Here is a 10,740-nt window from a genome sequence, read left to right as displayed (position 1 = left end):
CGCCCCTCCCGACCGCCCAGATTTACAGCCCCGCCACTTTTGCGCCCTTCGTATCCCCCCGGATTTCTTGGAGAAGAGCACTTTGTTACCCATCCTGGCCCACGGTTTTAGCAATGGGTGTGCCATTCATCACCTCACGGAGGCGCGCTTCGAGGACCTCCGGTTCCACGCGGTGTTTGAAGGCGGGGACGCCGTCAATCAGGACCACGGGGATGTCGTAACGCCACGTCTCGAAGAGGTCCGGGCTCTGGAGGATGTCGGTGACGTAGAGCTCGAAGGGCAGGCGGGTCCGCACCTCCTCCACCACCGCGCGGGCCTTCTCACAGAGGGAACACCTGGGTTTCGAGTAGATATCGACACGCATGCGTTGCAGGATGGGCGTTCGATGCGCGGCGTGTCTGGTGATTTTTCGACGATGCCCCTCAAGGACCTGGTCGTCCACCTCGGGAATCGCCGGGCCACCGGCACCCTGAACGTGGAGCGGGGAGACGTGCGCAAGCAGCTGCTCCTGCGCGACGGCCACGTCATCACCGCCAGCTCCAACCAGCCGCGCGAATACTTCGGTCAGTTCCTCATCAACATGGGGCACCTGACGGAGGACCAGCTGGAGCGCGCGTTCGCCACCCAGGCGGAGACGCACATCCTGCTGGGGAAGATTCTCACGATGACGGGCTCGGTGACGGAAGCCACCGTGCGCACCACGCTCTCCCACAAGTTCCGGGAGATGCTGCTGGACGCCTTCACCTGGGAGGAAGGCGGCTTCGACTTCCGGGCCACCGACGACGCCCCGGAGCTGGAGGGCCTGGACGTCAGCGTGGACCTGCTGGACGTGCACCGCGAGGGCGAGTTCCGGGAGACGGCCTGGCAGGCCATCCGCGCGGTGTTCCCCTCTGGTGGGGTGCGGCTGGAAGTGGACGAGCGCAAGCTCGCCGACCGCAAGGCCGGCAGCATGGACGACCGCATCGTCCAGCTCGCGCGCGAAGGGCTGAGCATCGACGGCATCGCGCTGGCGCTGCACGCCACGGACTTCTTCCTCTACCAGCGCCTCTACGCCCTCTACCGGCAGGACGCGCTCAAGGTGTCCGACGAAGCGCCCCTGCCCGCCCCGGAGCGCAACACGCCCACCGTGGTGGTGGTGGAAGAGGACGACGACGACGAGAATGGCGGCGTCATCGGCTCCGAGTCCTCGTCCGACGAGGTGCTCCAGGCCGCCCAGCTCTTCCTGGACGCGGGCAACCTGCGCGACGGCGAGGCGCTGGCCCGGCGGGCGCACGAAATCGCCCCGTCCGAGCACACCCAGAAGCTGCTGCGCGACGCGGAGGCCCGGCTGCTCGCGGAGCTGCGCAAGGCGCTGATGGAGCCCTCGCGCGTGCCCACGCTGCGGGTGTCCGCGCCGCACCTGAAGACGCTGCCCCTGTCGTCCCCGGAGCGCTACCTGCTGTCGCGCATCGACGGGAAGCGGGACGTGGCGGCCATCGTGCACGTCTCGCCGTTGCAGGAGCTGGAAGCGCTGAAGTTCTTCCAGGGATTCGTGGACACGGAGCTGGTGAAGCTCACCCTGCGTCCGCTGTCCTGATCAGTGCTTGCCGGCGGCGCCGGCCGGGGCCGTCACTTCCACGGGCGCGGGGATGCGCTCCAGGGCGAGCCGCAGGGCCTCGCGGCCCAGGTAGGAGCCGCGGATGCGCCACTTGGGCTCATTGACGATGAGGGCGGCCACGGCCACGCGGGGGTTGTCCTTGGGCGCGAAGCCGACGAACCACGAGTAGTCGCGGAAGGGCTCGCGGTCCGCGAGGGTGCCCGTCTTGCCCACGGCGTCCTTCACCTGGAAGCCGCGCTCGCGGAACACGGCGCGCGCGGTGCCGTGGGTGACGGTCTCCTCCAGCATGCGCGTGAGGGCGTGCGCGGCGGTGGGCGTGAGCACGGGCTCCGGCTCCGGCAGGGGCATGAAGGGCTCCGGCTCCACCAGCACCGGATCCACCCAGCGGCCCTCGTTCGCGGCGACCGCGGCCAGCAGCGCGCCGTGCAGCGGTGACAGGTACACGTCCCCGAAGCCCGCGCCGGTGTTGGCCAGCGCGAAGCCGTCCTCCGGGATGTACGCCAGCGACACGTCCAGGGGCTGGGCGAAGGGGATCTCGCGGTTGAAGCGCATGCGCGCGGCCATCCGCTTGAGGGCGTCCGCGCTCAGGTGTTTGTTCGTCATCTTGGCGAAGATGACGTTGGCGCTCTTGCCCATGGCCAGCGCCAGCGAATAGCAGGCGCCGTCGCGGTCGGTGTCCTCCAACTGCCGCTCGGACAGGCTGCGCTTGCCGCCGTGGAAGCACGACTCCGTCTCCGGCGCCACGCCGGCCTCCAGCAGCGCGCTGCCGGTGACGATCTTGAAGATGCTCGCGGCGGGGAACACCGCGCGCACGGGCAGCCCGCGAAGCTCGGGCTTCGCCTCGGAGTGCTCGGCCATCGCCAGGACGCGGCCGGTGGAGGGCTCCAGCACCACCGCGGCGCCGTAGGGCACCTGGTAGTTCTGCATGATCTTCGTGAGGGACGCCTGGAGGCCGGGGTCGATGGTGAGCACCTGATCCGGCGCGCTCTTGCCCCCCTTCACGACGAGCTTGCTGCCCTCCAGCTTCGCGCGCGCCACCAGGTCCTGCGCCCGGGGCAGGCCCTGCATCTTGCCGAACGGCGGCGCCTTCTCACGCGAGGGCACCGGCGACGGCGGCACCATGCCGGGCTCGAAGGAGACGTCGCTCTTCGTGGCCAGCGCCTCCGCCAGCGCGCGAGCATCCACGGGGCGCGTGTCCACGCCCTGCCCGCCCGGAACCGCGGGCGCGCCAGGGGTCGCATCACCGCCCGGGCCAGGAGTGGACGCGAGGTGAGAGCCCGCATCCGGAGCCACCGGAGCCTGGGCCACCGGAGCGTCCGGAGCTGTCACCGCCGCCGTGGAGGACGGTGCGCGCTGCGCGGCCTCCACCTTCTCCACCAGGGCGCGAGCACCCACGGGGCCCGCGTCCGTGTCCAGCGCGTTCACCGCCGCGGCCAGCGTCTGGGCATCCGAAGGGGCGGCGGCCGGAGACGGCGCGACGCCAGCGTCCGGGGCCGAGGCGCCCAGCAGCATCGTGAGGGGGAACAGCGGCAGGGCGGCGAGGAAGCGGCGAATCGTCATGCGTCGGGGCTCTCCTTGGGGGGGCAGGGAGCAGGCCGCCGAATCGTAGTCGTTGAGGGCGCGCTGTCCACGGCTTGCTCCCTCGACCGCTCGGTTCGTCCGGGAGAAACCTGGGAAGGTGACCGGAGGTCCAGTAGGGTCCTGTGCACCTTGGACGGACCTAAAGAGATGGTGGTGATCTGGGCCGCGGAGCTGCGCCGGGCGGTGCGCAGTGGCCGCGCGCTCGTGTTGCTCGGGCTCTACAGCATGTTCTCCGCGCTGGTGCTGCTCGTCGTGGGTTTCGTCACCCGCGAACTGCAGGGCCAGGTGAACACGAAGCTCATGGAGGAAGGAGCGGACCCGGAAGCCGCCGCGCGCGCCGCGGACCAGATGCATCAGGGGGTGCTGGGCTTCCTCACCAGCAACGACACCGCGATGATGCAGGCGCTGTCGCAGGTGCCCATCGTCGTCCTCATCGTCTTCAAGCTCACCCTCTTCTTCCTCCCCGCCTACATCGCGCTGATGGGCTTCGATCAGGTGAGCGGCGAGGTGGGCCCGCGCTCCATCCGCTACCTCACCGTGCGCGCGCGCCGCTCGTCGGTGCTGCTGGGCAAGTTCCTCTCCCAGGCCACGCTGCTGCTGGGGCTGGTGCTGGTCATCGACCTGGCCATCTTCGTCTACGCGCGCATCCTCAACCCCGACTTCGCCTTCGGGGTGCTGGCGATGAACCTCCTGAAGTTCTGGGGCGCGACCATCGTGTTCTCGCTGGCGTACGTGGCCCTCACCACCCTGTGCTCCAGCCTGTTCCGCAGCCCCGCCGTCAGCCTCGTCTTCAACTTCATCCTGCTGTTCGTCTTCTGGCTGATGGACTCCGTTTCGCGCGCGGTGGAGGACACCAACCCCGTGCGCTTCGTGCGCTACCTGTCCCCGTCCTACTACTCGGGCAACCTGCTGCACCCGCAGCTCGCCGAGTTCGCCGGCAGCGGCGCGGCCTACGCCGCCTTCGCGGCCATCTTCCTGGTGGGCGCCTATGGCGTCCTGCGCACGAGGGACCTGTGAGCGAGCTGGCCATTGAACTGTCGGGCGTGTCCAAGCGCTTCGGCCCCAAGGTCGCCGTCAACGCGGTGAGCCTCCAGGTGCGCCAGGGTGACGTCTTCGGTCTCATCGGGCCCAACGGCGCCGGCAAGACGACGACCTTTTCCATGATGTGCGGCTACCTCTACCCTTCGGAGGGTTCGCTCAAGGTGATGGGCGTGTCGCCCACCACGCCCGGCGCCCTCAAGGGCCGCGTGGGCGCGCTGCCCCAGGACGCGGTGCTGCCACCGGGCTGGGAGGTGGGCTCGCTGCTCATGTACTGGGCCCGCCTGTCGGACCTGCCCCAGCCGGAGCACGAAGCGCGCGGCGCCCTGGAGAAGGTGGGCCTGATGGAGGCCTGGAAGGTGCAGACCCAGGCACTCAGCCACGGCATGGCCAAGCGGGCCGCCATGGCCCAGGCCCTCATGGGGCGCCCTCCCCTCGTGCTGCTGGATGAGCCCACCGCCGGCCTGGATCCGCGCATCGCCGCCCAGGTGCGTCAGGTCATCAAGGACATGAAGGGCACGCAGACCGTCGTCGTCTCCAGCCACAACCTCCAGGAGCTGGAGGAGCTGTGCGACGCGGCCGCCATCCTCGACAAGGGTTCGCTCGCGCAGGCCGGCACCATGTCCGAGCTCACCGGCCAGGGCGCCGAGTTCCGCGTCCAGATCGCCCGGGGCGACGTCATCATCCCGGAGATCACCTCTCTGCCCGGCGTCATCGGCGCGCGCATGGAGGGCACCGACGTGCTGTGCGTGCGCTTCGACGGCCAGGCCCACAAGGCCGAGGAGGTCATCAGCCGCACCGTGGGCCACCTCATCCAGCACCAGACGTTGATTCTCGGCGTCAGCCGGGGCCGCCGCCTGGAAGACCGCGTGCTCCAGCTCCTGTAGGCCCGCCCCCCACGGACGCTCACCCCGCCTTGCGCACCCAGCCCACATAGTGGGTGCCCCGCCGCTCCAGGCGCACGAGTTCATTGCCGGTCGCCTCGCACCACGCGGGCAGGTCCGCCTCCAGCCCCCGGTCGGTGGACACCAGCTCCACCAGCGTCCCGGGCGGAAGGCGCCGCATCGCCTTCGCGATCTCCAGGATGGGCACCGGGCAGAAGGCCCCGGACGTATCCACGCGCACACCAGCTTCCATGGGCTCGCATCCTGTCATGGACCCCGAACGCACACGGGTCCGTCATGAGAGGGAATTTTGATCCACCCCGCGTCGTTGTCCGCCCCTTCGGGGCCTCTGGATGTGGCGGACGCAGGCGGTCATCGCGGCTTGCGTGTCTGGAATTCCCTCTGTTAAGTACCCCGCCCTTTCCCTACCCAGACACCCGCTTGGGCCCCCTCGGAGTCGGACCTATGGCGCAGGAGCATTCCCAACCCATGAAGCCCAATGTCATCGTGGCCCTGTTGGTGGGCCTGGTGCTCGGGTTCGTTGGCGGCCGTGCCGCCAGCGGCTCGAAAACCACCACCCCTGGCAACTCGCCCACCGTCGCGCAGGCGGCCAAGCCCGGCGCGCGCCAGGTGGACCCCACCGTCTTCAAGGTGCCCGTCGAAGGCGCCCCGGTGAAGGGCAGCGTCAACGCGCTCGTCACCCTGGTGGAGTTCTCCGACTACGAGTGCCCGTTCTGCAGCCGCGCGCACAACACCGTCGTGCAGCTCCAGAAGGACTACGGCAGCAAGCTGCGCGTGGTGATGCGCCAGAACCCGCTGTCCTTCCACCCGCACGCCAAGCCCGCGGCCCTCGCGGCGCTCGCGGCCGGTGAGCAGGGCAAGTACTGGGACATGCACGACCTGCTCTTCGCCAACCAGAAGAAGCTGGATGGGGAGAGCCTGGAGAAGTACGCGCGTGAGATCGGTCTGGATGTCGCCAAGTGGAAGGAGGACATGACCGCGTCCCGCCTGTCCGACGTCATCGCCAAGGAACAGGCCCTGGCCTCGCAGCTGGGCGCCAACGGCACGCCGGCCTTCTTCATCAACGGCCGCTTCCTGTCGGGCGCGCAGCCCATCGAGAACTTCAAGGGCCTCATCGACGAGGAGCTCGCCAAGGCCGAAGGCCTGGTGAAGAGCGGCGTCGCCCCCGGTCAGGTCTACGCGCGCATCATCGAGAAGGGCGTCGAGCGCGCCCCGTCGCGCCCCCAGGGCAACGCGGAGCCCGCCCCGGCCGCCGCCAAGAAGATCGAGATCCCCGCGGACGCGCCGTCGTTCGGCCCGACCACCGCGAAGGTCACCATCGTGGAGTGGTCCGACTTCGAGTGCCCGTTCTGCAGCCGCGCGGTGCCCACGCTGACCCGCATCAAGGAGACCTACGGCAAGGACGTGCGCGTGGTGTTCCGTCAGCAGCCCCTGCCCATGCACGCGAACGCGAAGATCGCCGCCCAGGCGTCGCTCGCCGCGCACGAGCAGGGCAAGTTCTGGGCGATGCACGACAAGCTCTTCGCCAACCAGCGCGCGCTGGACCGCGCCTCCCTGGAGAAGTACGCCGAGGAGCTGAAGCTGGACATGGCGAAGTTCAAGTCCGCCCTGGACAGCGGCAAGTTCAACGCGAAGGTGGCGGCGGATTCCGAAGCCGGCAGCGCGGTGGGCGCCAACGGCACGCCGGCCTTCTTCATCAACGGCCGCTTCCTGTCGGGCGCGCAGCCCTTCGAGGCCTTCAAGCCCCTCATCGACGAGGAGATCGCCAAGGCCGACAAGGCGCTCGCCGCCGGCACCAAGGCGGAGGACCTGTACGCCAAGCTGAACCAGGACAACGTGAACGCCGCTCCGGCCGCCCCCGCGGCGCCCGCCGAGCCGGCCGTGCAGAAGGTGGACGTGGGCAACGCCCCGGTGCGCGGTCCCGCCAAGGCCCCGGTGACCATCGTCGCCTGGTCCGACTTCGAGTGCCCGTTCTGCAGCCGCGCGGTGCCGACCCTCGAGCAGGTGGAGAAGGCCTACGAGGGCAAGGTGAAGATCGCCTTCAAGCACCAGCCGCTGCCCTTCCACCAGCACGCGAAGCTCGCCGCGCAGGCCTCCATGGCCGCGCACGAGCAGGGCAAGTTCTGGGCGATGCACGACAAGCTCTTCGCCAACCAGCGCGCGTTGGATCGCGCGTCCCTGGAGAAGTACGCGCAGGAGCTGAAGCTGGACATGCCGAAGTTCAAGTCCGCCCTGGACAGCGGCAAGTTCGACGCGCAGATCGAAGCGGACATGGCCACCGGTTCCGCCCTGGGCGCGAACGGCACGCCCACCTTCTTCGTCAACGGCCGCACCCTCGTGGGCGCCCAGCCCTTCGACGCCTTCAAGCGCGTCATCGACGAGGAGCTGAAGAAGGCCGGCGTGGCGATCGCGGCGGACGCGAAGTAGTCCGCTTCCGCTCCAACACAGCCTGAAGCACGCGAGGCCGTCGGCTCCCACAGCGGGAACCGACGGCCTTCGTGTTTCCAGCGTCGCTTGCGTCCCTGGAACTCCGGAGCCTGGGGGCCCGGAGACGTCAGGAGACGGCGATGGCGTCGATCTCCACCTTGGAGCCGCGCGGCAGCGCGGACACCTGCACGGTGGCGCGGGCCGGGGGCGCGCCGGTGAAGGCGCGGCCGTACACCTCGTTCACCTTGGCGAAGTCGCCCAGGTCGGTGAGGAAGATGGTGCAGCGCACGACGTGGGAGAAGTCCAGGCCGCTGGCGGCGAGCACCGCCTTGAGGTTCTCCATCACGCGCTCGGCCTGCGCGGCGACGTCACCGGGGACGATCTCCATCGTCTTGGGGTCCAGGGGAATCTGCCCGGACAGGAACGTCAGCTTCCCGGCGTCCACCTGCACGGCCTGGGAGTAAGGGCCAATGGCCTTGGGGGCGTCGTCGGAGTGGATTGCCTTGCGCGCCATGCAGCACACCTCGCGTTGAGGCGGCCCCGAAAAGGACAGCAGGGGCCGCGGGTCCGCCGCGCGCTGTAGCACATCCGGGCCGGGGCTAGATTCGCTCGACGGAGTAGACGCCCGTCAAACGCTCGATGGAGCGCATCAGGTCCGTGAGCTGCTTGAGGTCGGAGATGGTGACCTCGAAGGTGTTCACCGCCCGGTCATCGCCGGTGGCCCGGCAGTTCGCCTGGGAGATGTTGACGCTCTTCTTGGAGAACGTGTGGGTGATGTCCGCCAGCAGGCCCGGCCGGTCCGCCGTCAGCACGCGCAACGTGACGGGCCGCTTGAAGTCGCCCTTCACGTCCCAGGACACGTCCACGCGCCGCTCGGGGTCGGTGGCCAGCGCCTTCTCACACCCCACCGTGTGCACCGTCACGCCCCGCCCCCGGGTAATGAACCCCGCGATGGGGTCCCCGGGAACGGGGTTGCAACAGCGTCCGAAGCGCACCAGCACGTCGTCCACGCCGCCAATCTGGACGCCGCTGCGGCTGTTGCGGCCCACCAGCCGCTTGGCCAGGTCCGTCATGCGCGACAGGCCCGGCAGCATGGACGTGTTGCCCGTCCCGTTGCCGTTGCCATTCCCGTTGCTGGCGTCCGGCCGCGGGGGCGGCTCCGCCTGCGCCAGCTTGTCCTGCGGCACGATGCGCTGCACCAACTGCTGCGGCGTCACCTTGCCGTAGCCGATGGCCACCAGCAGGTCGTCCTCGACGCGGAAGCCCAGCTCCTCGGCGACCTTCTTGAGCTCGCCGGACTTCATCTGCTTGTTGAAGTTGAGCTGGAAGCGCTTGAACTCGCGCTCCACCAACTCGCGGCCCAGTTGCAGGCTCTTGTCCCGCTGCTGCTGCTTGATGAAGCCGCGGATGCGCTGCTGCGCGCGGCTCGTCTTGACGAAGGTGAGCCAGTCCTTGGACGGGTGCGCCTGCGGGCTGGTGAGCACCTCCACCGTGTCGCCGTTCTTCAGCTTGTAGCGCAGGGGGACGATCTTCCCGTTCACCTTGGCGCCCACGCACCGGCCGCCCACGTCCGAGTGGATGGCGTACGCGAAGTCCACCGGCGTCGCCCCGCGCGGCAGGCTTCGCACGTCGCCCTTGGGCGTGAAGACGAAGACTTCATCGGTGAAGAGGTCCACCTTCACCGTCTCGAGGAACTCCTTGGGGTCCTTGAGGTCCTGCTGCCACTCCATCAACTGGCGCAGCCAGGCGAACTTCTCATCGTCCTTGGAGATGGGCGCGCGGCCCTCTTTGTAGGCCCAGTGCGCGGCGATGCCCTCTTCGGCGATCTTGTGCATCTCCGCGGTGCGGATCTGCACCTCCACGCGCTCGCTCAACGGACCAATCACCGTGGTGTGCAGGGACTGGTACATGTTGGGCTTCGGGATGGCGATGAAGTCCTTGAAGCGCCCCGGCACCGGCTTCCACATCTGGTGCACCATGCCCAGCGCCTCGTAGCAGGCGGGCACGGCGGGCGCGATGATGCGGAACGCGATGATGTCGTGGATCTGATCGAAGTCGATGCCCTGCGACTTGATCTTCTTCCAGATGCTGTAGACGTGCTTGAAGCGGCCGCTGACGTCGCCCTTGAGCCCGCGCTCCTGGAGCTTGGCGCGCATCAGGTCGCACGTGTCCTCGATGTACGCCTCGCGCTCCTTCTTGCGCTTGTTGAGCTGCTCCTCCAGCGCGAAGAACTCCTGGGGCTTCACGTAGCGGAAGGACAGGTCCTCCAGCTCCGTCTTGATCCAGGAGATGCCCAGCCGGTTGGCCAGGGGCGCGTAGATGTCCAGCGTCTCCTGTCCGATGCGGGCCTGCTTCTCCTCGGACATGTGATCCAGCGTCCGCATGTTGTGCGTGCGGTCGGCCAGCTTCACGAGGATGACGCGGATGTCCTGCGCCATCGCGATGATCATCTTGCGGAAGTTCTCCGCCTGCTTCTCCTCCTGGGAGAGCGTCGCGGACGCGGAGAACTTGGACAGCTTCGTCACGCCGTCCACGAGCTGGGCGACCTCCGGCCCGAACAGCTCCGTCAGCTCCTCGGCGGTGGCGAGCGTGTCCTCGATGGTGTCGTGGAGCAGGCCGGTGACGATGGACGCCTCGTCCAGCTTGAGCTCCGCGAGGATGCCCGCCACCTCCAGGGGGTGAATCAGGTAGGGCTCACCGGACTTCCGGAGCTGCCCCTGGTGGACCTTGGCCGAGTAGACGTACGCCTTCTTGATGATGTCCAGGTCGGGGTCCGGGTGGTACGACGCAACCCGCTGCAGGATGTCGTTCAGGCGAATCATCGAGGCGGTGGCAATCGTAACTGCCTCAAACAGCAGGGGCAACGTTCCCCTGGAACATCGTACTTCCTTCACGGGCGTTGGAGCCTGTAGCGCGGGTGCTGGCCGGCTTGCCGGCTTTCATTGACCCGACGTTTCACGCGCCCCTAGATTGGCCCCAAGTCCATGTCTCAGCTCCTGTTGTCCGCGCTCCCGGTGGTCTGCCCGAACTGTGACGGGTACAACCCGCCGCGCTCGGCCACCTGTGTGCTCTGCGGCCAGGCACTGGAGAAGGCCGCTCCCGCGCCCCGCCAGACGCCGGCGCCCGTGATGCGGCCGGTGACGCCGCCGCCGGGCCGCCCCGCCGCGGTGGCCAGCTTCCCGCGCCCCGGAG

9 protein-coding genes and 1 pseudogene are annotated in these 10,740 nt (G+C 68.7%); 5 read left to right on the top strand and 5 right to left on the bottom strand.

The genetic code is table 11. The annotated features are described in order from the left end of the window. Positions 1-85 precede the first annotated feature (85 nt). The gene (locus D7X74_RS33845; RefSeq protein ID WP_120537133.1) at positions 86-364 is read right to left on the bottom strand and encodes a glutaredoxin family protein; all 279 of its coding nucleotides are present in this window, start codon (positions 362-364) and stop codon (positions 86-88) included. A 21-nt stretch (positions 365-385) separates the two neighbouring features. On the opposite strand from D7X74_RS33845, the gene D7X74_RS33840 reads away from it, so the two are divergent. Further along, on the top strand, positions 386-1,576 hold the full coding sequence (locus D7X74_RS33840; protein ID WP_120537132.1) for a DUF4388 domain-containing protein: 1,191 nt from the start codon (positions 386-388) through the stop codon (positions 1,574-1,576). Here D7X74_RS33840 and D7X74_RS33835 read toward each other — a convergent pair whose 3' ends face one another. Then, positions 1,577-3,157: a penicillin-binding transpeptidase domain-containing protein gene (locus D7X74_RS33835; RefSeq protein ID WP_120537131.1), complete on the bottom strand. Its 1,581-nt coding sequence runs from the start codon at positions 3,155-3,157 to the stop codon at positions 1,577-1,579. Between the two features lie 168 nt (positions 3,158-3,325). On the opposite strand from D7X74_RS33835, the gene D7X74_RS33830 reads away from it, so the two are divergent. Both D7X74_RS33830 and D7X74_RS33825 read left to right on the top strand, forming a co-directional pair. Continuing rightward, the gene (locus D7X74_RS33830; protein WP_120537130.1) at positions 3,326-4,195 is read left to right on the top strand and encodes an ABC transporter permease; all 870 of its coding nucleotides are present in this window, start codon (positions 3,326-3,328) and stop codon (positions 4,193-4,195) included. Next, positions 4,192-5,103 (top strand): ABC transporter ATP-binding protein, encoded by a 912-nt coding sequence (locus D7X74_RS33825; protein WP_120537129.1) that lies wholly within the window; start codon positions 4,192-4,194, stop codon positions 5,101-5,103. Before D7X74_RS33830 ends, D7X74_RS33825 begins: the two co-directional genes overlap by 4 nt. 19 nt (positions 5,104-5,122) lie before the next feature. Here D7X74_RS33825 and D7X74_RS33820 read toward each other — a convergent pair whose 3' ends face one another. Beyond that, positions 5,123-5,353 (bottom strand): sulfurtransferase TusA family protein, encoded by a 231-nt coding sequence (locus tag D7X74_RS33820; protein ID WP_120537128.1) that lies wholly within the window; start codon positions 5,351-5,353, stop codon positions 5,123-5,125. A gap of 236 nt (positions 5,354-5,589) precedes the next feature. Between D7X74_RS33820 and D7X74_RS33815 the strand changes: the two genes are divergently transcribed. Next, the gene (locus tag D7X74_RS33815) at positions 5,590-7,548 is read left to right on the top strand and encodes a thioredoxin domain-containing protein (RefSeq protein ID WP_120537134.1); all 1,959 of its coding nucleotides are present in this window, start codon (positions 5,590-5,592) and stop codon (positions 7,546-7,548) included. Between the two features lie 127 nt (positions 7,549-7,675). On the opposite strand, the gene D7X74_RS33810 is transcribed toward D7X74_RS33815, so the two are convergent. Further along, complete coding sequence (locus D7X74_RS33810) at positions 7,676-8,062, bottom strand: RidA family protein (RefSeq protein WP_120537127.1); 387 nt, start codon at positions 8,060-8,062, stop codon at positions 7,676-7,678. 85 nt (positions 8,063-8,147) lie between these two features. Next, positions 8,148-10,370, bottom strand: a complete 2,223-nt coding sequence (locus D7X74_RS33805; RefSeq protein WP_120537126.1) for a bifunctional (p)ppGpp synthetase/guanosine-3',5'-bis(diphosphate) 3'-pyrophosphohydrolase — start codon at positions 10,368-10,370, stop codon at positions 8,148-8,150. A 162-nt stretch (positions 10,371-10,532) separates the two neighbouring features. Here D7X74_RS33805 and D7X74_RS33800 point away from each other — a divergent pair. Continuing rightward, positions 10,533-10,740: pseudogene (locus tag D7X74_RS33800) on the top strand (hypothetical protein); the annotation flags it as partial.

It is taken from the genome of Corallococcus sp. CA047B, from assembly GCF_003612065.1.
Lineage (GTDB): Bacteria > Myxococcota > Myxococcia > Myxococcales > Myxococcaceae > Corallococcus > Corallococcus praedator.
The sequence above is the reverse complement of the archived record's forward strand: the minus strand, read 5'-3'. Positions and strand labels throughout refer to the sequence as shown.

What these genes read in the sequence shown, in the direction of transcription:
- D7X74_RS33845 (WP_120537133.1), bottom strand. Translation starts at nt 364, where the DNA reads ATGCGTGTCGATATCTACTCGAAACCCAGGTGTTCCCTCTGTGAGAAG.
- D7X74_RS33840 (WP_120537132.1), top strand. Translation starts at nt 386, where the DNA reads ATGCGCGGCGTGTCTGGTGATTTTTCGACGATGCCCCTCAAGGACCTG.
- D7X74_RS33835 (WP_120537131.1), bottom strand. Translation starts at nt 3,157, where the DNA reads ATGACGATTCGCCGCTTCCTCGCCGCCCTGCCGCTGTTCCCCCTCACG.
- D7X74_RS33830 (WP_120537130.1), top strand. Translation starts at nt 3,326, where the DNA reads ATGGTGGTGATCTGGGCCGCGGAGCTGCGCCGGGCGGTGCGCAGTGGC.
- D7X74_RS33820 (WP_120537128.1), bottom strand. Translation starts at nt 5,353, where the DNA reads ATGGAAGCTGGTGTGCGCGTGGATACGTCCGGGGCCTTCTGCCCGGTG.
- D7X74_RS33815 (WP_120537134.1), top strand. Translation starts at nt 5,590, where the DNA reads ATGAAGCCCAATGTCATCGTGGCCCTGTTGGTGGGCCTGGTGCTCGGG.
- D7X74_RS33810 (WP_120537127.1), bottom strand. Translation starts at nt 8,062, where the DNA reads ATGGCGCGCAAGGCAATCCACTCCGACGACGCCCCCAAGGCCATTGGC.
- D7X74_RS33805 (WP_120537126.1), bottom strand. Translation starts at nt 10,370, where the DNA reads ATGATTCGCCTGAACGACATCCTGCAGCGGGTTGCGTCGTACCACCCG.